The 23,427-nt window shown below is 70.3% G+C and carries 20 protein-coding genes; 15 read left to right on the top strand and 5 right to left on the bottom strand.

Features of this window, described 5'->3' with window-relative positions:
• Positions 1–163: 163 nt before the first annotated feature.
• Positions 164–1,630 carry a glutamate synthase subunit beta gene (locus tag ACQPY0_RS44355; protein ID WP_432974978.1) on the top strand — a complete coding sequence of 489 codons (1,467 nt, stop codon included), beginning with the start codon at positions 164–166 and terminating at the stop codon, positions 1,628–1,630.
• 61 nt (positions 1,631–1,691) lie between these two features.
• Here the strand turns inward: ACQPY0_RS44355 and ACQPY0_RS44350 are convergent, their stop codons facing one another.
• A complete protein-coding gene (locus ACQPY0_RS44350; RefSeq protein ID WP_432974976.1) occupies positions 1,692–3,545 on the bottom strand; it encodes a N,N-dimethylformamidase beta subunit family domain-containing protein in 1,854 nt (617 codons plus the stop codon).
• A gap of 3 nt (positions 3,546–3,548) precedes the next feature.
• Positions 3,549–4,889, bottom strand: a complete 1,341-nt coding sequence (locus ACQPY0_RS44345; RefSeq protein WP_432974974.1) for a condensation domain-containing protein — start codon at positions 4,887–4,889, stop codon at positions 3,549–3,551.
• Positions 4,890–5,149: 260 nt separating this feature from the next.
• On the opposite strand from ACQPY0_RS44345, the gene ACQPY0_RS44340 reads away from it, so the two are divergent.
• Positions 5,150–5,902, top strand: coding sequence for a serine hydrolase domain-containing protein (locus ACQPY0_RS44340; RefSeq protein ID WP_432974972.1), 753 nt, complete (start codon positions 5,150–5,152; stop codon positions 5,900–5,902).
• Entirely contained in the window at positions 5,899–6,267 is a 369-nt protein-coding gene (locus ACQPY0_RS44335) for a serine hydrolase (RefSeq protein WP_432974970.1), read from the top strand. Before ACQPY0_RS44340 ends, ACQPY0_RS44335 begins: the two co-directional genes overlap by 4 nt.
• A 106-nt stretch (positions 6,268–6,373) precedes the next feature.
• On the opposite strand, the gene ACQPY0_RS44330 is transcribed toward ACQPY0_RS44335, so the two are convergent.
• The gene (locus tag ACQPY0_RS44330; protein ID WP_432995601.1) at positions 6,374–7,216 is read right to left on the bottom strand and encodes a 3-hydroxybutyryl-CoA dehydrogenase; all 843 of its coding nucleotides are present in this window, start codon (positions 7,214–7,216) and stop codon (positions 6,374–6,376) included.
• A 47-nt stretch (positions 7,217–7,263) separates the two neighbouring features.
• A complete protein-coding gene (locus tag ACQPY0_RS44325; protein WP_432974968.1) occupies positions 7,264–8,439 on the bottom strand; it encodes an acyl-CoA dehydrogenase family protein in 1,176 nt (391 codons plus the stop codon).
• Positions 8,440–8,523: 84 nt separating this feature from the next.
• Between ACQPY0_RS44325 and ACQPY0_RS44320 the strand changes: the two genes are divergently transcribed.
• A complete protein-coding gene (locus ACQPY0_RS44320) occupies positions 8,524–9,246 on the top strand; it encodes a TetR family transcriptional regulator (RefSeq protein ID WP_432974966.1) in 723 nt (240 codons plus the stop codon).
• Positions 9,247–9,308: 62 nt separating this feature from the next.
• Here the strand turns inward: ACQPY0_RS44320 and ACQPY0_RS44315 are convergent, their stop codons facing one another.
• Complete coding sequence (locus ACQPY0_RS44315) at positions 9,309–9,704, bottom strand: VOC family protein (protein ID WP_432974964.1); 396 nt, start codon at positions 9,702–9,704, stop codon at positions 9,309–9,311.
• A 397-nt stretch (positions 9,705–10,101) separates the two neighbouring features.
• Between ACQPY0_RS44315 and ACQPY0_RS44310 the strand changes: the two genes are divergently transcribed.
• The 11 genes from ACQPY0_RS44310 to ACQPY0_RS44260 all read left to right on the top strand — a co-directional run bounded on the left by ACQPY0_RS44310 (position 10,102) and on the right by ACQPY0_RS44260 (position 23,427).
• Positions 10,102–11,646, top strand: a complete 1,545-nt coding sequence (locus ACQPY0_RS44310) for an APC family permease (protein ID WP_432974962.1) — start codon at positions 10,102–10,104, stop codon at positions 11,644–11,646.
• 35 nt (positions 11,647–11,681) lie between these two features.
• Entirely contained in the window at positions 11,682–12,488 is an 807-nt protein-coding gene (locus ACQPY0_RS44305; protein ID WP_432974960.1) for an alpha/beta hydrolase, read from the top strand.
• A 49-nt stretch (positions 12,489–12,537) separates the two neighbouring features.
• Positions 12,538–12,774, top strand: a complete 237-nt coding sequence (locus ACQPY0_RS44300) for a hypothetical protein (protein WP_432974958.1) — start codon at positions 12,538–12,540, stop codon at positions 12,772–12,774.
• Positions 12,771–13,973: an acyl-CoA dehydrogenase family protein gene (locus tag ACQPY0_RS44295; RefSeq protein ID WP_432974956.1), complete on the top strand. Its 1,203-nt coding sequence runs from the start codon at positions 12,771–12,773 to the stop codon at positions 13,971–13,973. Before ACQPY0_RS44300 ends, ACQPY0_RS44295 begins: the two co-directional genes overlap by 4 nt.
• 36 nt (positions 13,974–14,009) lie before the next feature.
• Positions 14,010–15,209, top strand: a complete 1,200-nt coding sequence (locus ACQPY0_RS44290; protein WP_432974954.1) for a GNAT family N-acetyltransferase — start codon at positions 14,010–14,012, stop codon at positions 15,207–15,209.
• A 96-nt stretch (positions 15,210–15,305) separates the two neighbouring features.
• Entirely contained in the window at positions 15,306–16,604 is a 1,299-nt protein-coding gene (locus ACQPY0_RS44285) for an NtaA/DmoA family FMN-dependent monooxygenase (RefSeq protein ID WP_432974952.1), read from the top strand.
• Between the two features lie 391 nt (positions 16,605–16,995).
• On the top strand, positions 16,996–18,609 hold the full coding sequence (locus tag ACQPY0_RS44280; RefSeq protein ID WP_432974950.1) for an ABC transporter substrate-binding protein: 1,614 nt from the start codon (positions 16,996–16,998) through the stop codon (positions 18,607–18,609).
• A gap of 2 nt (positions 18,610–18,611) precedes the next feature.
• The gene (locus tag ACQPY0_RS44275) at positions 18,612–19,568 is read left to right on the top strand and encodes an ABC transporter permease (RefSeq protein ID WP_432974948.1); all 957 of its coding nucleotides are present in this window, start codon (positions 18,612–18,614) and stop codon (positions 19,566–19,568) included.
• Positions 19,565–20,437, top strand: a complete 873-nt coding sequence (locus ACQPY0_RS44270; RefSeq protein WP_432974946.1) for an ABC transporter permease — start codon at positions 19,565–19,567, stop codon at positions 20,435–20,437. The genes ACQPY0_RS44275 and ACQPY0_RS44270 overlap by 4 nt, the downstream gene beginning before the upstream one ends.
• Before the next feature lie 9 nt (positions 20,438–20,446).
• Positions 20,447–22,174, top strand: coding sequence for a dipeptide ABC transporter ATP-binding protein (locus ACQPY0_RS44265; protein WP_432974944.1), 1,728 nt, complete (start codon positions 20,447–20,449; stop codon positions 22,172–22,174).
• Positions 22,175–22,176: 2 nt separating this feature from the next.
• Positions 22,177–23,427, top strand: coding sequence for an acyl-CoA dehydrogenase family protein (locus ACQPY0_RS44260; protein WP_432974942.1), 1,251 nt, complete (start codon positions 22,177–22,179; stop codon positions 23,425–23,427).

Here is a 23,427-nt window from a genome sequence, read left to right as displayed (position 1 = left end):
CCGCGGTGGCGGGTGTGGCGCACTTGGCTTTTTCTGGCCCTTGTGGGATACCCGGGCAGTTCGGTTAGGGTGCCTTCCACGGCAGTGGGAGGGCCGTCTCATATTTCGGGCCAGTGTTGTCCCGTTGCGATCCGGATGCACCGCCAGGCAACGGAGGCCAGTCATGCCCGATCCGATGGGATTCATGAAGTATCGCCGGCAGCTGCCGCTGCTGCGCCCGGTGCCCGAGCGGGTCGCCGATTGGCGCGACGTGTACCAGCGCGTCGACGGACAGGTGATCCACGAGCAGTCCAGCCGGTGCATGAACTGCGGCGTCCCGTACTGCCACAACGCCTGTCCGCTGGGCAACCTGATCCCGGACTGGAACGATCTGGTGCGCGTCGGCGACTGGGAGCGCGCCGCCGAGACGTTGCACGCCACGAACAACTTCCCCGAGTTCACCGGGCGGCTCTGCCCGGCCCCGTGCGAGGCGGCCTGCGTTCTCGGCATCGGTGACGACCCGGTCACGATCAAGCAGGTAGAGGTCGAGATCATCAACCGTCTCACCGATGGCGGGCCGCTGCGGCCCTTCCCGGTCGCGACGCGCTCCGGTCGCAGCGTTGCCGTGGTCGGCTCCGGGCCGGCCGGTCTGGCCGCCGCGCAGCAGCTGGCGCGGGCCGGGCACGCGACGACCGTGTACGAGCGCAGCGACGCCGTCGGCGGCCTGCTCCGCTACGGCATCCCCGACTTCAAGCTGGAGAAGCGCCACATCGACCGGCGGGCCGCTCAGCTCGCCGCCGAGGGAGTGACGTTCGTCACCGGCTGTGAGGTCGGCGTCGACGTCTCGCTGGCTGAGCTGCGGGAGCGCCACGACGCCGTCGTCCTGGCCTGCGGCGCCCTCGACCCGCGCGACGTGCCGGGCACTCCCGGTCGCGAGCTCACGGGCATTCACCAGGCGATGGTGTACCTGGAGGGTGCGAACCGGGTCGTCGCCGGCTCGCTGGACGCACCGCCGATCGACGCGGCCGGCCTGAACGTCATCGTCGTGGGGGGCGGTGACACGGCCGCGGACTGCCTCGGCACCGCGCATCGGCAGGGTGCGGCCAGCGTGCAGTTGGTGGAGGTGGCACCGCTGCCTCCGCCGCAGCGGGACGGCGGGCGCGACCCCTGGCCGACCTGGCCGACCATGCTGCGCAGCGGCTCGGCGCACGAGGAGGGCGGCGAGCGCAACTTCGGCTGCGCGGTGCGCCGCTTCATCGGCGACGACGAGGGGCGGCTGCGCGCGGTCGAGTTGGTGGACGTCCTCGTCGGCCCCGGCTTCACGCTGAGCGAGGTTGAGGGCACGGTCCGCGAGGTGCCGGCCGACCTGGCTCTGCTGGCGATCGGATTCGCCGGCACGCAGCCCGGACCGCACCTGGCCCAGGCGAACCTCACCTGCAACGGGCGCGGCACGATCGACGCCAGCGGCGACTGGCAGACGCAGGCGCCGGGCGTCTTCGTGGCCGGCGACGCCCGCCGGGGACCGTCGTTGATCGTGTGGGCGATCGCGGAGGGCCGCTCGGCCGCCGCGGCGGTCCACCAGTACCTGGGCGACGGCGGACGCCTGCCCGCCCCGGTCACCCCGGCCTCGATGCCGCTCAGCGCGAAGTAGGCAGTGCCGGCGGGCCACCGGGTGCGGATGCGGGCTGCCGCCGCGGCCCGGCTCCGGCAGGTCATTGTGAGTTTAGGGCGATGTCGCGCCACCGCAGCAGCCCATCGCCGCCGGCGCCGGCCAGATGTCCGTCGTACCCGGCGATGACGGTGCGGTCGCCGGCCGGACCGAGGTCCGACCAGGTCGCCTCCGTGGCCATCGGCAGCCGAACCCGCAGCCGGTGGTTGCGGTCGATGGCGAAGAGCAGCCCGCCGGCGGCGGTGAGGCTGAGCGCTCCCTCGGCGCTCCCGGCGTCAGGCCAGGAGCGGTCCCCCTCGGCGAGCCGGGCCAGCGGCAGGCACCGGATCCGATCGTCGTCAGTGACGGCGAACAGGGTCCCGTCGGCGCTGGCGAGCGCCAGGATCCCGTGCGGGGCGGTGCCAATCTCCTCCCACCGCGCCGGCTCCCGGACCGGTGGGCGGTACAGCAGCCGTCCCCGCGGCGTGACGGCGTACAGCCCGACCCCCATCCCGCGGACGGCCTCGCGCGGCGCCGCGAGGCATACCGGCGGATCCTGGGAGGCATCCTGGGGCGCCCCGGCCGGGCGCCAGGGGAGGTTCTGGGCGCAGGCGGCGCGGACCAGGAGCGTGCCGTCCGCAGTCAACGCCCAGAAGGCGTGTTCGCAGGCGACCAGCGCGGCCAGCTGCGGGGCCGGTCCGATCGCGTCCCAGCGGGACGGGTCCGGCGGCGTCGAGAGGCGGTCCAGGACGTTGCGGGTGATCCGGTCGACCACCGGGTCGGCGAGCGTGTTGCCCCAGTTCACCGTGGCCGCGTTGAACACGGTGCCGGCGCCTGACCGGAACACGCCCATCGTCGCGTGGCCGCCCTGGCCGTATCGGCGCCAGTGGCGCAGGTCCGCCGTCGCCAGGATGACGAACGACGGCGGGGTGCCGTCGCCGCCGGTGATGCGCGGCACACCGTCGATGTTCTGGTACAGCGCGGCATCCGTCTCGTACCCGACCGCGCCGAGCGCGAACCGGTCCCCGTCGCGCAGGCCGGTGCCGGCGAACACCCAGTGCTCGGCGAAGCGGGCCGTGTAGTCGGTCTCCTTCATGACGTCCATGAAGTCACCCCACGCGCCGGCGCCGTGCCGGTAGCCGACGCCAGTCATCGTGTTCTCCGGGCGGTTTACCGGGGCCGCCGCCCACTCGACCGTCGTCCGCGCCGGGTCGAGCGCGGCGACGGGGTCGCGTACCGGGTCGCGGTAGCAGACCATGGTGCGCTCGGCATCCTCGAAGCGGACCTGCCAGAGCGCCGTGTTGGCGGCGAAGTACGCGACGTTGCCACCGGCCGCGGTGAAGGACTCGACGGCGTCGCGCATCTCCTTCGACCAGTACTCGTCGTGGCCGTTGACGATGAGCAGGCGGTATCCGCGCAGCAGCGCCGGGCCGTCGGCGTGCAGGTCGAGGTTGGAGCAGAAGTCGGCCTGGTAGCCGGCCGGACGAAGCCAGCGCAGCAGCCCGTCCTCCCAGCGTTCCGGGGGCGGTCCGCCGCCGGGCCGGTCGAACGATACATGGGACGCCCTGGTCGGCTCCTCGGCGTAGTAGAGGCTTTCGCCGGGGATGCCGGAGCGGTTGTACGCCTGCCAGGTCGCGAACGGCACCGAGACAAGCATGGAGGCGGACGGGTTGCCGGCCGGGCGGCGCACCGCGAAGTACACCTCATGGCCCCTGTTGCTGAAAACGGCCCGGTAGAGGGAGCTGGGCCAGTCCTCGGGAACGGCGAGTGTCCACATAGGATAGCTGACGTCGGCCGTCAGCAGGAGGCGATCGTCGGTGGCATCGTGGACCGTGACGGTGTCCGGGCCGGGGCCGAGCAGGGTGAAGCGCAGGATCCCGCCAGGGGTGCAGGAGGTGGCGTGAGCGTAGGCGGGCAACGGCTAAGCGGCCACGGTGAGAGCGCCGATCGCCTCGGCCACGAGCAGCGTCTCGATGCCGCGCAGGTGCTCCTCGACCTTCGCGCGGTCGAAGACGCTGGTATCGGCGAAGAGGGTGAGGTCGAGCACGCCGGGCACGGCGTTGACGTGCAGGAAGTAGCGGGCACCGTAATGCTCGACCGGCTCCCAGGTGAGCGCCGTGCGGGGCAGTGCGGCGCGCAGCCCATCGGCGCTGACGCTTACCGCGGCGGAGACGGGGGTCTGCATGTCGAAGCGGCGGTCGTTGAACGAGCAGGACAGGTCGACGTCGCCGAGTTGCGCGACGAGCGCATCGAGGGCGACCGGGTCGTACTGTGCGTGCAGGTACGCCTGCATCGAGGCCTGCATGGCCCGGCCGATGACGGGGCCGAGCTCGTCGTCGCCGACCTCGATGACGCACAGTCCGTCCTGCGAGGCGGGCCCGACCGAATCGGCGAGGCCGGGGCGGAACCGGTTGCTGACAATGACCTGCAGGACGGCCTCGCGGGCGCCGGTCTGGCGGGCGAGCTGCACCGCGGCGGCGGCGAGGATGACCGCGGACGTGCTGACCCGCTCACGGTCGGCGAGCAGGCTTACGGCTTGGTCGCCGGCGGGTGAGCTCAGGGTGGCGCTGACGAACCGGGGCTCGCCGTCGGGTTCGCCGAACCGGCTGCGGGGGACGGCGCGCAGCTGACGCTGCCAGTATCGCAGCGCCTTCTCGCTCTGCCGTCGCCCCGCGTCGGACTGCTGGTGCAGCGCCTGGTCGTACGGCTGCCGGTCGGGCGGATCGAGGTTGGGGCGGCCGGCGAGGCTGTCCAGGACGTCGCGCACGAGCGCGGTGAGCCCGCCCCGGTCGGTAACGAGGTGGCAGATGGCGAAGACGGCGTGGGTGACGACGTCGCCGACGCGCACCGCACCGACCCGTAGCGGCCACTCGTTCGGGTAGTCGAACGGCGCCTCGGTGAGCCTGCGCTGCAGTTGCCGGGCCGCAGCGGCGGCCCCGTCCCGCTGCGCGTCGACGACCTCCAGCTCGATGACGCCGTCCCGCGCCACCATCTGTCGCGCGTCGCGGACCTCGTCGAGCCGGACCCTCGTGCGCAACGACTCGTGGCGGGCCATGATGTACGCGACCGTGTCGGTGACCCTCGACAGCGGCGTGTCGACGGAGATGCCCTCGTCCTCGAGGGCGGTCACCCAGCTCATGTTGAGGCTCGCATCGTCGGGCACGAGGCGCTGGATCGCGCGCCAGATCGCGATCTGGCCCCAGCTCAGCCCGCATTCGCCGCCCCGCGCACCGGTGAACCCGATGGGGATCCGTTCCGTCATCGCTGCCCCGCTTTCGTCAGGGTGTGACTCCGGCGCCTCATTGAATCGGGGGCGTTCAACGCCTGTCAATACAGTGGCAACCCGACCATCGCGGGCGTCCCGCCCGGCTGCTCACAAGCGATCATCACGCCGCTGGGTGCGAACCCTTAGTTGGTCATCTGGATGCGCCGGCCGGGTTCTGGCCTGAATGATCGGGGCATCGACGCAGCAGCGCATGTCAGGTGCCTGATCACACGGGGAGCAGCGTGTACAACAGGAGAATGCGAGCGGTCGCCGTTCTGGCGGCGACGGTCATGATGTCGGTGGGCGTGTCCACGGCGGCCGAGGCACATTCGCCGGCTTCGCCGTCGAACCTGCGGGCGGAGTTCGACGCAATGGCACGCGCCGACATCGTCTCGGCGATCGCCGAGCTCCGCGACGGTGCTTCAGTGCAGCGTTTCAGCGCTGGCACCACCGAGCTTGGTGGCAGCCGCCCGGCGCCGCCGGCCGGCAGGTACCGGGCGGGGAGCGTCACGAAGACGTTCGTCGCCACCGTCATCCTGCAACTGGTCGGTGAGGGCCGAATCGCCCTGAGCGACCCCGTCGAGCGGTGGTTGCCGGGTGTACTGCCCAACGGGCAGGCCGTCACGATACGCGATCTGCTCGGGCACAGCAGCGGGGTGTACGACTACACCCAGGACCTCCTGCCCAGCGACCACGACGTGCTCCACATCCGGTCCACCACGTTCCCGGCCCGCCGGCTGGTCGACATCGCCATTGCACACGGGCCGCAGTTCGCACCGGGTACGCAACAGCAGTACTCCAACACCGACTACATCCTGCTGGGCATGGTGATCGGCAAGGTGACCGGACGCCCGTACGGCGAGGAGGTCCAGCGACGGATCATCAGACCGCTCGGCCTGACCGGCACCTCGGTGCCGGGAACCTTCCCGTTCATCATCGGACCGACGCGCACGTCTACGTCGGCGCCAGCGGTGCCGCCGACGCCCCACCGGTCGACGTCACCGTCATGAACCCGTCCATGGCCGGCGCCGCCGGTGAGATCATCTCCACCACCTCTGATCTCAACCGGTTCTTCCGTGCCCTGGCAACGGGTCGGCTCCTGCGCCCCGTGGAGCTGCAGCAGATGACCGACCCCGGCAGCTCCGGCTTCGGCCTGGGAGTTGAGATCGCCACCCTTGACTGCGGCGTCCGCATCATCGGGCACGGCGGTGGCGGCCCCGGCTTCGTCGGCCTGGCGTTCACCACCGCCGACGGTTCACGCCAGCTCAGCCTCACCGCCGCCGTGTGGGGCCCCGACCGGGACACCCTTACCGCACGGGTGATCGGCGCCGAGATGCGCGTGCTGTACGCCGCGTTTTGCCCAACACCACAATAGATGCGAAGGCCGGCGCCGGGCTCCGCGGTGCCAAGATCCCGGATCTGATATCACAAGCTCCGACGATGAGGCGGACGCCGGTGGCGTCCGCCTCACGTCCGCTGGCCTACGGCAGCCGCTTCTTGCCGTCCTTGCCATACCGGTAGAAGCCGGCGGCCGTCTTCCGCCCGAGCTGCCCGGCCTTGACCATCCTGGTGAGCAGCGGCGGTGCGATGTACTGGGGTTCCTTGAACTCGGCGTACAAGCAGCCGGCGATGGCCGCGACCGTGTCCAGCCCGATGTGGTCGCACAAGGCCAGCGGCCCCATGGGGTGGGCGCAGCCGCGGACCATGCCCTCGTCGATGTCGTCGGCGGTCGCGTATCCCGCTTCGAACATGCGCACCGCGGCGAGCAGGTAGGGAACCAGCAGGGCGTTGACGACGAAGCCCGCCCTGTCCTGGGAGACGATCACGTGCCGGCCCAGCACCTGCTCGGCGAAGCGGCGTGCCTGTTCCCACGTGGCGTCGCCGGTCGCCAAGGATCCGGTGAGTTCCACCAGGTCCATGACCGGGACCGGATTGAAGAAGTGCATACCGATGACCTGGTCCGGGCGACTGGTCGCCGCGCCGAGCGTCATGATCGGGATCGACGAGGTGTTGGACGCCAAGACGGCGTCGGGGCGCTGGACGATGGCGTCGAGGTCGGCGAACAGCCGAACCTTGAGATCCTCGGACTCCGAGACCGCCTCGATGACCAGATCCCGGTCGGCCATATCGCTCAGGCGGGTCGTGAACGACAGCCGTGAGGTGGCCGCCGCGTGAGCCTCGGCCGTGATCTTTCCCCGCTCCAGCGCCGTCCGCAGCGAGGCTGTCACCCGCGCTTGCCCTGCCTCCAGCGAGGCGACGTCTCGTTCGTGTACGAGTGTGTCCAGACCCCGGGTGGCACACAGTTGTGCGATGCCTGCGCCCATCAGGCCGCAGCCGACCACACCGACCTGGTGGAATCCGCCGTCGTCGCTCAAAGCCCCGCCCCGATCCGTGTGGTGCCCGGCAGGTTGCGGGCCATGACAATGCGCTGGACCTGATTCGTGCCTTCGTAGATCTGGGTGATCTTCGCGTCGCGCATCATGCGCTCGACCGGGTAGTCATGGGTGTAGCCGTAGCCGCCCAGCAACTGCACCGCGTTGATGGTCACCTCCATGGCGACATCGGAGGCGAAGCACTTGGCGGCAGCGCCCTGATAGGTGAGGTCGGCGTCGCCGCGCTCGGACGCGGCGGCGGCCTGGTAGGTCAGCGCGCGGGCGGCCGAGATCTTCATGGCCATATCGGCGAGCATGAACTGGATGCCCTGGAAATCGCCGATCGGCTTGCCGAACTGCCGGCGTTCGCGTACGTAGCCCGCGGCGTAGTCCAGCGCGCCCTGGGCGATGCCCAGAGCCTGGGCGGCGATGGTGATCCGGGTGTGGTCGAGGGTTTTCATGGCGGTGGCGAAGCCGGTGCCCTCGGCGCCGATCAACCGATCGGCCGGGATGCGGACGTTGTCGAGGTACACCTCACGTGTGGGCGAGCCCTTGATCCCGAGTTTCCTCTCCGGGGCACCGAAGGAGACGCCTTCGTCGGACTTCTCCACGACGAACGCGGAGATGCCCTTGGAGCGCTTCTCTGGATCGGTGACGGCCATCACCGTGTAGAACTCGGAGACGCCCGCGTTGGTGATCCAGCGCTTCACCCCGTTGAGGACGTAGTGGTCGCCGTCGCGCACCGCGCGGGTCGTCATGCCGGCCGCGTCCGAGCCCGCGTCCGGCTCGGACAGGCAGTAGGAGAACATCGCCTCGCCGCTGGCCAGCGGAGCCAGGTAGCGCTTCTTCAACTCCTCGGAGCCGGACAGGATGACCGGCAAGGAGCCCAGCTTGTTGACCGCGGGGATGAGCGAGGACGAGGCGCAGACCCGGGCGACCTCCTCGATCACGATCGCGACGGCCAGCGCGTCGGCGCCGGAGCCGCCGAACTGCTCAGGCACGTGCACGGCGTGCAGGTCGTTGGCGACCAGAGCATCGTGGGCCTCCTGCGGGAAGCGCGCCTGCTCGTCGACGACGGCAGCGTACGGCGCGACCTTCGCCTCGGCCAGCGCGCGAACGGCATCGCGGAGCATCTCGTGCTCCTCGGGTAGCCGGTACAGGTTGAACTCGGCCATATCGCTCCTACTCTGGATGGCACTCAGTACCCCAGTTTTGCATTCTTGGTGCCAGGAGTCGAGGGGTCGGGTACATTCCCTGCCATGACTGCCGATCACGAGGACCCGGACGGCACACCGGAGGCCGGCCCGCCGCGCGAGTCCGTACGCGGGGCCATCGTGACCGCCGCCTTCGAACTGTTCGCCGAGCGCGGCTACGACGAGGCGACCGTCGCCGACATCGTCAGCCGCGCAGGCGTGGGCAGGCGCTCGTTCTTCCGGTACTTCCCGACGAAGGAAGCGGTCGCGTTCCCCGACCACGAGGGCACGCTGGCCCGCATGGTCGAGTACCTGAACGCCAGTGCCCTGGACCCCGACCCGATCGGGCGCGCCTGCGGTGCGGCCCGCCTGGTCATGCAGATGTACGCGCAGGACTCGGAGTTCTCGGTGCGCCGTTACCAGCTGACCCGGCAGGCACCCGCCCTGAAGGCCTACGAGAAGTCGGTCGTGTGGCGCTACGAACGCGCCCTGGCCGTGTATCTGGAGCAGCGTCTCGCAGCCCAGCCTGACGGCGGCATCAAGGCCTCCGCCATCGCCGCCGGCATCGTGGCGGCTCACAACTACGGGCTGCGCCTCTGGCTGCGCTCGGGCGCCCATGGCGACGTGGCCGCCGTGGTCGACCGGGCCCTGGACGTCGTCCGGCGCACCTGGGCCGGCGGCGGCGACCCCATCGTCATCGTCGCTCGACCCGACACGCCGACCTGGCGGCTCGTCCAAGAGATCGAACAAGCGCGAGGGTCGGCAGTCCGGGACGCCCTGCACGAGTAAGGTACTTGAGGCCAGATTCTGGGGGCCCAAGTTCCCTCCGGAACGGCGCGGCGACCGGTCCCCTAGAGGCGCGGAATGTAGGCGACCTCGAACCGCGATCCGTCGGGGTCCTCGACGAACGTGGCATAGTACCCGTCCGCGTACTCGGGGTAAAGGCGCGGGCCGTGCACGATCGTGCCGCCGGCGGCGACCGCCGCGCGGTGGGCGGCGTCGACGGTCACGGGGTTGTCGACCTGGAATGCGAGGTGCTGTAGTCCAGGCGAACCGTGCCGATGCCGGCCGGTGTCGTCGCCCTCGACGACGTAGACGAGGATCTCCGGGCCGTCGCCGGCGTAGATGAGCGGGCTGCCGAGGCCGCCTTCGCGGTGGTAGCCGAGCTCGGCGAGGAACGGGTCGTGGAAGGCGGCGCTCGCCCCGAGGTCGGAGGCGGTGAGCGCGAGGTGGTGCAACCTGGTCATCGATGTGCTCCTGCCTGTGTGCGGATCGGGCGGGTCAGGGCGTCCGGGAAATCCCTAGTAAACCCATAGGCTTTCTGGTTATTATCGCGTCGTGCTCAAGGCAGCCCCCAGTCTCGTCCGCCGGCGATACCTCGACCTGTGTCGCCACGCCGGCTCGCGGGGTCGCTGTTCCTCCTGAGCTCCACCGCCCCATCGCTCCAGCGCCTCTCCGCGCGTCGCGGCCGCGACGCCGGGGAGACCGCCTGCCCTGAACGCGTCGCGCGGCGCCGATACGACGGCGGCCGCGTGCGCCCTTCCCCGCTCCCTCCGGTCGGTACATCGCCGTGCCCGGCGAGCCCCGCGCCGTGGGCTTGCCATGCCTTCCTTCGTCCCGCACCGCGCTGAAAGGTCTTCCACCGTGACCACAAAGGAATCCACATTGGCCGGCGGCGTCCAGCCGCCCACCGTCGACGAGAGCGGTGAGCTTCCCGCCGGCGCCGTTTCCGGCCTGGGCGTCTTCGCGCAAGGGCTGGCGGCCGCCGCTCCGAGCGTCGCGATCGCGAGCGTTCCCGGCTCGCTGTTCCTGGTCGCCGGCAAGGGGGCCTTCTGGGCAGCGATCATCGGTGGGGCTCTCGTCTACCTCATCGCAGCGCTCATCGCATTCCAGGCCAGGCGGACGGTCTCGTCGGGTTCGCTCGGGACGTACGCCGGCAACGGGCTCGGTCCGGTGGCCGCGTTCGTCACCGGCTGGGCGCTGATCATCGGGTACGTCGGGTTCGCGGCCGGCGGCGTGCTCGGGGCGGTGCTGTACTTCAACTCGTTCCTGCAGGAGATCGGTCTGCCCACCGACCATCTGGCGGTCAAGGTGCTCCTGCTGGTGCTCGCCTCGGCGGCAGCGTTCTATATCCCGTTCCGCGGGGTCAGCGTGTCGGTCAGGCTCGGGCTCGGATTCGAGGTCGTGTCGCTGGTGGCGATCTTCGTCATCCTGGTCGCGTCCTACATCCACTATGGACCGCACCTCGACTCCGCGCAGTTCAGCCTGCACCACCTGGGCGCCAGCAGCACCCTTATCGCCGCGGTCACCGCCGTCGGGTCGTATGCCGGCTTCGAGAGCGCCGCCTCCCTGGGGCACGAGGCGCGCGACGCCCACCGCAACGTGCCCCAGGCCGTTCTGCGGCTGGTCATCATCCTGTCGGCGCTCTACCTGGTCGCGACCTACCCGGAGGTGCTCGGCTTCCAGGGCCCGAAGACGCTCGACGCCGACAGCACGCCGCTGCCGGTCGTGGCCGAGAACGCGAATGTCCACTGGGTGACCTACGTCGTCACCCTCTCGCTCGGCACCGCGATGATCGTGTTCTCAGCCGCCGTGATCAACTCCGGTGCGCGCAGCCTGTTCACGCTGGCCCGTGAGCACGCCCTGCCGAGTGCGCTCGGTCGTGTCCACTCCGCCTTCCGTACGCCGCACGTCGCGATCACGTTCGTCAGCGTCGTCGGTTTCGTCATCGGCCTGATCGGAACGGTGAACTCGGTCGGCCGGTTCCAGTGGGACGTCTACGTCGGCATCGTCTCCAGTTACGCGTATCTGTTCGCGTACCTGTTGGTGGCGATCGCGACGCCGCTGTGGCTGCGCAAGATCAAGGCGTTGACGCCGGGGGCCGCTGTGGTGGCGGTGCTCGCAGCGCTCGGCATCCTCTACGTGATCTACAAGAACCTCGTCCCGGTGCCGGTCGGTGCCTACAAGTACCTGCCCTACGTGTTCCTCGCGCTGCTGCTGGTCGGGCTGCTCCGCTTCCTGCAGCTGCGGGCCACCCGGCCGCAGGTCGCGGCCCGGGTGGGCTCGATACAGACGCTGTCGGACGCCGAGCAGGAGCGCCTCGCCGAGCTCGGCATCCTCGACGCCGTGACGGGCGGCCACCGTGCTGAACGCGCGGTGGGCGACCTCGACAGCGGTTCCTCGCACTGACCCGCCCCCCGGCGGCCTCCGTAAAGGACAAACCCATGCCCTTCTTCACCAGTTCCGGCGCGCGCCTCTACTACCGTGCCTGGGAGGCGGAGCGGCCGGTCGCCGCGTTCGTCTTCCTGCACGGCGGCGGCGAGCACTCCGGCCAGTTCAGCCGGCTCGCCTCCCGCCTCAACGCCGCCGGCATCGACGTCTACGCCATCGACCACCGCGGCCACGGCATCTCCGACGGGGAGCGGGGGGTCGTCCGATCGCTCGACGTGCTCGCCCGGGACGCCTTCGCCCTGGCCGGCATCGTCCGCGGGCGCCGGCCCGGGCTGCCGCTGGTGATCGGCGGGCACTCGCTGGGCGGCTGGGTCACGGCGGCGGTGATCACCGCGGACCCGGCGCCGTTCGCGGGCGCGGTGCTCACGGGCGCCAGCCTGCGCGGGCGTACGGCACTCGACGCCTCTGCGCCGGGGCAGGTCTTCGCGTTCGACACGTCGGTGCTGGCCGCCGATCCCGACTACCTGGAGGAACTTGCCAAGGACCCGCTCGTGCAGTTGGTGCTCCCCGAACCGGAGGTCACCGCGGCGGCCCTCGCCGTCGCGGCCGACCGGCTCGCCACGACCTTCGTCGACGTAACGCTGCCGGTGCTGTTCGTCAACGGCACCAGCGACGCACTGGCCCCGGTGCAGGACGCGCGGCACTGGCGCGACACCCTCGCGGACGCCCGCCTGGTGGAGATCCGCGACGGCCGGCACAACGTGCTCAACGACGTCGATCACGTGGCGGCCATCGGTGCCGTGCGGGACTTCATCCTCGAGATCACCGCCGCGTCTCGGCCGGCCGCGGCAACCGCGTGAGCCATGCCGATCCATCTGCACTGGTACCTGCCCACCAACGGCGACAACCGTGACATCGCCGGCTCCGGAGACGGCTCGCAACGGACGCTGGCCGCCGTGCGGGGCGGCTTGCGCGCAGTACCACGACCTCGGCATCGATCACTTCATCCTCTCCGGGCAGCCGCACCTGGAAGAGGCCTACCACTTCGCCGAGGGCGCCGCCGCCGAGCTTCGCAGCCGGGGCCTGGTCGCGCCGCCGCAGCCACACCAGTCCGTCGACACGACCGGGAACGGAGCACAGCCATGACCAACGCCAGAATCGCGTCCTCCACGTCGCCGCTGTTCGAGAAGGCCGAGCCCTCGGCGTACTTCAGCGACGACGACTACCGGCGCTTCCACGCCCGCGCGGCCGGATACGACCGGGACAACCGCTTCTTCGCCGAGGACTTCGAGGAACTGCGGGCCAGCGGGTACCTGCGGGCTGCCCTTCCCGCCGAGCTCGGCGGCGGCGGGCTCGACATCACCGCCCTGTCCAGCGAGCAGCGCCGGCTCGCCTACTGGGCGCCGGCGACCGCGCTCGCGGTCAACATGCACCTGTACTGGACCGGCCCCGCCGCGGCGCTGACCAGCACCGGAGTCCTGGATCTGAGCTGGTTGCTGCGCGCCGTCGCTGACGGCCAGGTCCTCGCCGCCGGACACGGCGAGCGGGGCAACGACCTGGGCCTCGACGACTCCCTCACCGCTGCGGTCCCGCAGCCCGACGGATCGTACGTGGTGAGCGGCCGCAAGACCTTCACCTCGCTCTCCCCGGTCTGGGACAGGCTCGGTATCCACGCCCGTGACGACTCCGACCCCGAGCATCCGAGCATCGTGCACCTGTTCGTCGATCGCACCGCGGCGGGAGTCGCGACGGAGAAGACCTGGGATGCGCTCGGGGTGCGGGCCACCGCCAGCGACGACACGGTGCTTGACAGCGTCCGCGTCCCCGCGGATCAGGTCGTCGGGGTGTCCGAGATCGGGCAGCCGTACCCGCCGTATGTCGTCGGGATCTTCCAGTGGTACCTGCCGCTGGTCGCCAACGTGTACTTCGGGATCGCCCGCCGGGCGCTGGATCTCGCCGAGCTCGGGGCGCAGGAACGCAAGTCGCTCGCCCTGCCGGGACGCACGCACGCCGACAAACCGGCCGTCCAGCGGCAGCTCGCCCAGGGCGAGATCCTGCTCGACGCCGCGTGGTCACTGCTGGAGCGGGCCACCGCCGACCTCGACGCCGGGGTCGACCACGGCAGCTGGTGGACCCCGCGGTTGTTCGCGGTCAAGGAGTTCACCGTCACCACCGCCCGCCAGGTGGTGGACATCGCCGTCCAGGTCGGGGGCGCGGCGTCGGTGAGCCGGACGAACGAGCTCGAGCGGCTCTACCGCGACGTGCGCACCGGGAGCCTGCACCCGCCGAACACCGACCTCGTCCTCGACGTCATCGGCCGCACCGCTGTCCACCGGTTCCCGTGATCCCGGCCGTCCGAGCTTTCGCAGAAGGGGCAATTCATGAGCATCGAGATCAGGCCGCTGAGCACCCCGAGCGAGGTCAACGCCGGATTCCGGGTCTTTCTGCGGGCGATGGTGGGGCTGCCGTTTCGCGACCTCGACGCCACGCAGCTGACGGACCCGGGCCGTTACCTCGGCGCGCTGGACGGCGATGAGGTCGTCGGCAGCGCCGATTCGTACACCAGCTGGCTGGTCGTCCCGGGCGGCGCCCGGATTCCGCACGCGGCCGTCACCCACGTCGGCGTCCTGCCGACCCACCGCCGCCGGGGCATCGTCAGCGAGCTCATCGCCCGGCAGCTGCGCGACGTCGCGGCCCGCGGCGAGGTCGTCGCCTCGCTGCGCGCCTCGGAGGCCGTCATCTACGAGCGCTTCGGCTACGGCATCGCAACCTCGGCCCAGTCCGCCCGGGTGAGCGTGCGGCGGGCGACGCTGCGCGCGGAGGTCCCGCCCGGCGGCTCCGTGCGGCTGGTCGACCGGTCGGTCACCCCGCAGCTGCTCGACGGCATCTACGCGCAGGCGGCCTGGACCGGCGCGATCGGCCGGCCGGACGGCTGGTGGCGGCTGCAGCAGACGCTGCGGGAGGCCGATCCGGTCACCCACTACGTGGTCGTGCACAGCACGGACGGCGCCGACGACGGGTACGCGATCTACCGCCCGGAGGACACCGGCGGCTGGTTCACCAGCCCCGAGAAGACCGTGACGGTCACGGACTTCGTGGCGCTGACCGGCAGCGCCCGGGCGGGTCTGTGGCGTCACCTGTTCTCGCTCGACCTGGTGGACGTCGTGGCCTTCGACTCGCTGGCGCTGGACGATGCGCTGCCCCTCGCCGTCGCCGACCGCCGATCGGTCGTGCTGGGCTCTGCGCACGACGAGACATGGCTGCGGCTGGTCGACGTCGAGGCGGCGCTTCGGGCGCGCAGCTTCGGGGACGAGAACACCGTCGTGCTCGGCGTGCGGGACGCGCTGCTGCCCGCCAACGACGGCAGCTACGAGATCGGCCCGAAGTCGGTGTCGCGCACCAGCGCCGCGCCCGATCTGAGCGTCGACGTGGCGACCTTGGCCGCCGCCTATCTCGGCGGCACCAGGTGGCGCCACCTGGCCGAGGCCGGGCGGGTCGCCGTCCACTCGCCGGAGGCGGTACGCCGCATCGACGCGCTGTTCGCGGTCGACGCGCAGCCGTTTGCGGGCACCGTCTTCTAAGACCGGCCATGCGGCATGGCCCCTTGGTCCTCTCCCTTGACCACCTCACCGGACCCGCCGCCGGCGGCCCGCGACCATCGCTTCAGGAGCATCCCGATGACCCGTCAACTGCACCTCCTGGTTCTGGGCAATCCGAGGTTCGGCAGCTCGTGGCGCTATCCCGGCGTCGTCAACGGACCCGCCGCCGTGCTCGAGTCGGTGATCGAGACGGCCAGGACCGCCGAGCGCGGGACCTTCGACGCCATCTTCTTCGCCGACACGTTGAACTACGGACCCGAAGCTACGTGGCCGCACAAGGCGACCGAAGACTTCGAGCCGTTCACCACCACGGCCGCGCTGTCGCGGGAGACCGAGCGGCTGGGGCTGGTCGTCACCGGCTCGGCGACCTTCCAGGCGCCGTACCACCTGGCACGGCAACTGATCTCGCTGGACCACCTCAGCGGCGGCCGGGCCGGCTGGAACGTGGTGACCAGCTTCGCCGAGGAGGCGGCCGCCAACTTCGGCGACGGGGGCGTGGTCGCCCATGACGAGCGCTACCGCGTCGCCGCCGAGACGCTGGACGTCGTCCAGAAGCTCTGGGACTCCTGGGGCCCGGACACGGTGGTCGAGGACCGCGCGGGCGGGGTGTACAACGATGGCCGGAAAATCCGCGTGCCCGGCCACAAAGGGGAGTTCTTCGCCGTCAAGGGTCCCCTCGGCGCCGCCCCCTCACGGCAGGGCCACCCGGTGATCTTTCAGGCCGGATCGTCGGCGGCAGGACGGGCGTTCGCCGCCCGGCACGCGGAGGTCATCTTCACCGGGCAGGGCGACTTCGACCGCGGGCGCGCCTTCGTGGAGCAGGTTCGTCAGCAGGCGGGCTCGTACGGCCGGCCGACGCCGCCGCTGGTGACCCCGTCGCTGGGATTCATCGTCGGCTCCACCGAGCAGGAGGCGAAGGCCGCGGAGCGTACGATCTTCGAGCACTTCATCCCCCAGTTCCAGATCGGGTGGCTGCAGGAGGTCGACATCGACCTGACCGGCGCGGACCTGGACGGGCCGGTGCCGCTGTCGGCCTTCGCGGCGTCGACGCAGACCCATCAGACGGCACTGGCCGGTTACCGGGCGCTGGCCACAGCGGGCAACCCGACGGTGCGTGAGTTTCTGTTCCGCACGGTCACGGCCTTCGGGGCGCGCGTCGTCGGCTCGCCGCAGCAGATCGCCGACGAGATCGAGCGCTGGTACGCCGGCCGGGCCGCCGACGGTTTCATCCTCGCGCCGTCTGGCCTGCCGGGGCAGCTCGACGCATTCGTGGACCATGTCGTGCCGATCCTGCGCGACCGGGGCCTGTTCCGGCGCGAGTACCGCGGCGACACACTCCGCGACCACCTTGGCGTGCCGCGGCCGCCGACCCGCTGACGTCAGGCCAGGTCGACGATGGTGATGACCGGGGTCTCGCGGTTGATGGTCTCGCGGGAGGCACACCGTACCTGATCGACAGCGAGGCGCTGGGCCTGCGCTCTGGCAGGAGCATGACTGACCCGGCCGGACTTCAGTTCTCCTTGAGTTCTTCTCGGAATGACCGAGATCTCAAGAGGTTGACTTCAGTTTGATCGACATGCCATCCTCAGGGCATATTCCTACTTCTCCGATATGTATAGCGGGTCTTCGGTGATGATCGGCTGACGCCGAGCGCGCGGCGTGATGCCGCCCGCTTGCCGGGCCTGCACAACCACTTCCGGCGCACTGCCGCCCCTCCCGGGACGTTGCCGACGATGCGTGCGCCCATGTCCGAAAGGATCGACCAGCCATGGCCTTGCCAAAGCGCTCATCGCTCGCCTGGATCGCCGCGACTGCCGGCGCAGCCCTGCTGCTGGCCGGCTGCGGGTCCAGCTCCGGCTCCGGGAGTGCGGCGGCCGCGGACTCGAAGCCTCGCGACGGTGGCACGCTCATCGTCGGGCAGTACCAGGAGGTCACGCAGTTCGACCCGAACCGCCAGTACTCCTGGGAGACCTGGCGGATCGACCGCAACATCTACGAGACGCTCGTCAACGAGGATCTGTCCTCGCCGGCCGGGGTTCCGAAGATCGTGCCCGGGCTGGCCACCTCCTGGACGGTCAGCCCCGACGCCACCACCTACACCTTCAAGCTGCGCCAGGGCGTCAAGTTCACCGACGGGACGCCGTTCGACGCGCAGGCCGTGCAGTTCAACGTGCGACGCTTCACCGACCCCAGCTTCCAGTACTACGACAAGGTCAGCGCCGCGACGATGGGGCTGGTCTACGCGGATCTCGCGTCGTTCAAGGTGATCGACGACTACACCGTGGAGTACGTTTTTAAGCACCCCTTCCTCGACTACCTGCGGCAGATCCCGAACAGCGGCAACGCGGCGTCAGGCATCTTCAGCCCGGCCGCCCTGCAGAAGTACGGCCAGGACGGGCTCGCCGAGCACCCGGTCGGCACGGGGCCGTTCAAGTTCCAGGAGCGGGTGCGCGGCGACCACACCACGCTGGTGCGCAATCCCGACTACTGGGGCGCCCGGCCGCACCTGGACAAGGTTATCTTCAAGCCGATCGGTGACGACCAGAGCCGGGTCGCCGCGCTACGCAGCGGCGCCGTCGACCTGATCAGCCGCGTCCCACCGGACTCGGTCGCGACGCTGGAAAAGGCCGGCTTCGCGGTGCCGGAGAACAAGAACGTTCCGCAGATCATCTACTACAGCTTCAACTACACGAACCAGTATCTGCAGGACAAGCGGGTGCGGCAGGCGATCATCCACGCCGTCGACCGCAAAACCCTGGCCGAGAAGATCTACAAGGGCTACGCGGAGCCGGCGACCTCGATCATCAACCAGGGTAACGAGGCGTACGACGTGTCCGCGGTCGACTATCAGTTCGACCCCGAGGCGGCCAAGAAGCTGCTCGCCGACGCCGGCTACCAGCCCGGCGAGGTGAAGTTCACGATCCTGAGCGACACCACCGGACAGCCCACGGCGGAGTTCATCCAGCAGCAGCTCAAGGCGGTCGGTATCGACGCCTCGGTGGAGTCGTTCGAGTGGATCACCTACGGGACGCGCTCGGCCAACCTCAAGCCGACCGACGGCGTCAACCTCGGCGAGTGGGGCTACATCGCCCCCAACTGGGTCAAGATCGCGCACAACTACACCGTGGTCAACCGGAACGGGGACAAGTACTCCGACACCAGCGCAGCGACGAACAGTGCGATCGACGCGGCCGCGCACAACCCCGACCCGGCCAAGTCGAAGGAGCTGTGGCAGGCGGCGGCGCAGGCCTGGGCCAAGGACGCCACGATCTTTCCGCTGATCTCGTTCAACCGTTACTACGCGGTCTCGCCGCGCGTCGGTGGGTTCGTCTGGCCGCAGCAGGACCACTACGACCTTTCGCAGATCTGGGTGGCGAGCTGACGATGGCGCGCCGGATCCTGTGGCGGCTGGCGAACCTGGTTCCGCTGCTGTTCGTGATCAGCCTGCTGGTGTTCTTCATCTCCAAGGCCGGCCCGGCGGACCCCGTCAAGGACGTACTGAGCGAGAAGATGTCGCCCGAGCAGATCGAGCAGATCCGCCAGGCGTACGGGCTCGACCAGCCCGCCTGGTCGCAGTACCTGCACTGGCTGCGGGACATGTTCACCAACGGCGGCGGCATCTCGCTGAGCGTGCGCAGCCCCGTCTCGGGCATCGTGTTCCCAGCCTTCCTGAACACGCTCATCCTCGGGGCGGCGACGACCGTGGTCGCCGTCGTGCTCGGGGTGCTGATCGGATTCGTCTCGGGGATCCGGCACGGCCGGCTCATCGACCGGGCGGCGATGCTGCTGGTCCAGATCGGCAGCAACCTGCCCATCTACTGGTTCGGTCTGATCATCATCTGGCTGACCGCGGTCAAGTGGAACTGGCTGCCCCCGGGCGGCATGCACGACCTGCGCGGCGACGGCGGCTTCGGCGATCTGCTGCTGCACCTGATCGCGCCCGCCTTCGCAGCCTCCCTGGTGTCGATGCTGATCATCGCCCGGTTCGTCCGGGCGGCGGCCATCGAGAGCGCAGGATCGGACTACATCCGCACCTACCGGTCACAGGGTTTCGGGCGTGCGGCGATCCTGGGCAAGCACATCGGCCGCAACATCCTGCCGCCCATCGTCAACACGACTGGGCTCACCGTCGGCTCGGTCATCACCGGCGTGGTGTTCGTCGAGACGATCTTCTCCTGGCCCGGTCTCGGCAGTGTGCTGCTCAACGCGATCGCCGGCAATGACTACCCGGTGATCCAGTCCGGCATCCTGCTGGTCGCCGCCACCTTCGTGATCGTCAACCTGATCACCGACGTACTGCTCGACCTGCTCAACCCCCGGCTGCGGCACGGTGGCGCATGACCACGACCACAGCCGAGGCCCGCGCCGCAACACCGCCACGACTGAGGCGGTCCGCGGTGGCCCGCTTCGTGCGCAACCGCGAGGCGCTGCTCGGGCTGGCCGTCCTGGTCATCGTGGTCGGCGTCTGCGTGCTGGCGCCATGGCTGGCCCCGCACGACCCGAACGCCGGCGATCCCGAGAACGTGCTGGCGCCCGTCGGCTCGGCCGGCCACCTGCTGGGCACCGACGACCAGGGCCGTGACGTGCTCAGCCGGCTGCTGTACGGCGGCCGGGGCGCGCTGGTCGTCTCGATCGTGTCGGTCGCGGTGGCGCTGCTGATCGGGACGCTGCTGGGACTGTACGGGGCGTTCGCCGGCCGGCGTATCTCCGGGGTGCTGATGCGGATCATCGACCTGATGTTCGCGTTCCCGGTGATCCTCGTCGCGCTTTCGCTCGCCGCGATCATCCACCCCGGACCGTGGGTGCTGATCGGCACGGTGGTCTTCGGCGCGGTGCCTTACGTGACCCGCATCGTGTTCGCGGAGGCGAAGATCGAGCGAGAGAAGGACTACGTGGAGGCGGCGCGCTCGCTGGGCGCCTCCGAGGCCACCATCCTGCACACTGAGGTCCTGCCCAACCTCCTCTCCGCGGTCGTGATCTACGGGACCAGCCTGGTCGGCGTCAACATCGTTTTCACCGCGAGCCTGAGCGCGCTGGGCCTCGGCATCCAGCCACCCAGCCCGGACTGGGGCCGGATGATCTCCGAGGGCGCCAAGGTCCTGGTGACCGGCAATCCCGGCGTCGCCACCTTCCCCGCCATCGCCATCCTGCTGGTCGCCCTGGCCTTCAACTGGCTCGGCGACGGCCTGCGCGACGTCCTCAACCCGTGAGGTGATCCGATGACAGCCGTGCTCACCGTCGACGGCCTGCACGTCGACTTCCAACTGCCCGGGGCGGTCGTGCACGCCGTTCGCGGCGTCGACCTCGAGATCGGTCCCGGGGAGGTCCTCGCACTGGTCGGCGAGTCGGGATCGGGCAAGAGCGTCACCGCGGCCGGCATTCTCGGCCTGCTGCCGCGCAATGCCCAGGTGACCGCGGGCAGCATCCGCTTCCAGGGAACCGAACTGGTGGGCCTGGGGGAGCGGCAGCTCAACGTCTTCCGCGGGGCCGGCATCGGAATGATCTTCCAGGACCCGGTGACCTCGCTCGATCCGTCGTTCACGATCGGCAGCCAGCTGGGTGACACCGCTCGCCTGCACCTGCGGGTGTCCCGGAGCGAGGCGCTCGAGGTGAGCCGGACCTGGCTCGACCGGGTCGGGATCGGTGAGCCGGACCGGGTGCTGCGGTCCTATCCGCACGAGCTCAGCGGCGGAATGCGGCAGCGGGTCATGATCGCCCTCGCGGGCCTGTCGGGCCCGAAGCTGCTCATCGCGGACGAGCCGACCACCGCGCTCGACGCCACGGTCCAGAAGCAGATTCTGGACCTGCTCCTCGGCCTCGCCGGCGAGGCCGGCACCGCGGTCCTGCTGATCACCCACGACTTCGGCGTCGTCTCGCACACCAGCTCACGCGTCGCGGTGATGAGCGAGGGGACGATCGTCGAGATCGGGCACACCGCGGCGGTCCTGGACGCGCCATCGCATCCGTACACCCGCATCCTGATCGACTCGGTGCCCGAGATCGGGCAGCGCCACCTCCAGGACGGCCGTCAGCGGCGACTGCTCGGCGCCCCGGCGGCCACGGCCCGTGTTCGTCTCAGCGACCGTACCGAAGCCCCCCGGCCGTCGGCCGACCGCCCGATCCTGGAGTTGCACGAGGTCACCAAGGAGTTCGCGATCGGTGGGCTCGGCACCGGGCGACACCGCTCGAGCGTCCGGGCGGTCAGCGAGGTCTCCCTCAGTGTGCGCCGCGGCGAGATCTTCGGACTCATCGGCGAATCCGGCTCCGGCAAGTCGACGCTGGCGCGGCTGTCCGGCGCGCTGCTGCCGCTCACCGCGGGCTCGGTCACCTTCGACGGTGCCGACGTCACCAGGGCCGGCAATCAGGGCCTTCGGGACCTGCGGCGCCGGTTCCAGTACGTCTTCCAGGACGCCGTCACCGCGCTGAACCCGCGGATCAGAGTCGGCGACCAGATCGCGCGGCCGCTGCTGCGGCTGGGAAAGGCGACCGGCCGCCGGGAGGCCACCGAACTGACCCATCGAGCCCTGGATCTCGTCGGCCTGAACGCCGGCTACGCGGACCGGTATCCACGCGAGTTCTCCGGCGGTCAGCGGCAGCGGGTGGGCATCGCCCGCGCCATCGCCCTGGAGCCCGACCTGCTGATCCTCGACGAGCCGACCTCGGCGCTGGACGTGTCCACCCAGGCGGCCATCATCAACCTCCTGCTCGACCTCAAGGACGAGCTCGACCTGACCTACCTGTTCATCGGCCACAACCTGGCGATCATCGAGTTCGTCTGCGATCGCATCGGCGTCATGCGCCAGGGCTCGCTCGTCGAGACGTTCCCCGCCGGTGAGCTGTTCTCCACCCACCGGCAGCCGGCCACCCGTGCCCTGCTCGACGCGGTTCTGCCCGTCCGGGCCTGCCGGCGCGCAGACCTCCTCGTTCCCTCCACCGTCAAGGACTGATCATGACCACGACCGACGTCTCCGCCGGGCTGACCTACCTGCGTCCCGCCACCGCCATCGCCGCCGAGCTCTCCGAGCGCTTTCAGCCGGTCTTCGACCGGATCGCCGAGGGCAACGTCGCCCGGGAGAAGGACCGGATCTTCCCCCACGACCAGGTGCAGTGGCTCAAGGATGCCGGATTCGGCCGGATCCGCATCCCGGTCGAGCTCGGCGGTTTCGGCGCCTCGCTGGAGCAGACCTTCGCATCGCTCGCGGATCTCGCCGAGGCCGACGCCAACGTCGCGCACATCTGGCGCAACCACCTCGCCTTCGTCGAGGACCGGCTCAACGCGGCACCCTCGCAGACCAACGACCGGTGGATCCAGCGGTTCCTCGTCGGCGAGTTCGTCGGCGGTGGGTGGACCGAGGCCAACAACGGCACGTTCGCCAACCTCAAGACGACGGTGCGCCGCAACGGCGACGGGTGGCTGGTCAGCGGCGCCAAGTTCTACGCCACCGGCAGCCTCTACGCCGACTGGCTCGACGTGCTCGGCAAGGGCGACGGCGACGCCGTGCTGACCGCCCTCGTGCGCCGCGACGACCCGGGGGTGCGGCTGGTCGACGACTGGACCGGCTTCGGCCAGCGGACCACCGCCAGCGGCAGCGCCACGTACACCGACGTTCCCGCGGCGGAGGGCGACGTCTTCCCGGCCGGGGAGCGCTTCGTCTACCAGGGGCACTTCTACCAGGCCGCGATGCTGTCCGTGCTGACCGGCATCACCCGGGCGGTGCTGCGCGACGGGACCAGCGCGCTGAAGGCCCGCGGCCGCAACTACCCCCAGGCGCTCGATCCGGACCCGACCCGCGACGGTCAGCTGCTGCAGGTCATCGGCCAGGTCTCCGGGTACGCCTTCACGGCCGGGGCGGCGCTGCGGGCGGCGGCGCACAGCATCGACCTGGTCGCGGCGGCCCACGCGAGCGGCGACGAGGCGCTGCGCAAGCAGCGGGTCCTTTCGGCCGAGGTGGCAACGGCGCAGGCGCAGCTGGCCATCATCGATGCCGCGCTGCAGGCCACGACGAGCGTCTTCGACGCCCTCGGTGCGTCCGGCGTCTCCGAGAAGCTGCTGCTCGACCGGCACTGGCGCAACGCCCGCACGCTTGCCTCTCACAACCCGCGGGTCTACAAGGCGCGCATCCTCGGCGACTGGATCGTCAACGGCACCGACCCGGTGCCCAACCTGGCCGCCATTCACCGCGGCGGCCAGGGCAACTGA

Source organism: Dactylosporangium sp. CA-233914, from assembly GCF_050942935.1.
Lineage (GTDB): Bacteria > Actinomycetota > Actinomycetes > Mycobacteriales > Micromonosporaceae > Dactylosporangium.
This window is presented reverse-complemented; position numbering and strand designations above follow the sequence as displayed.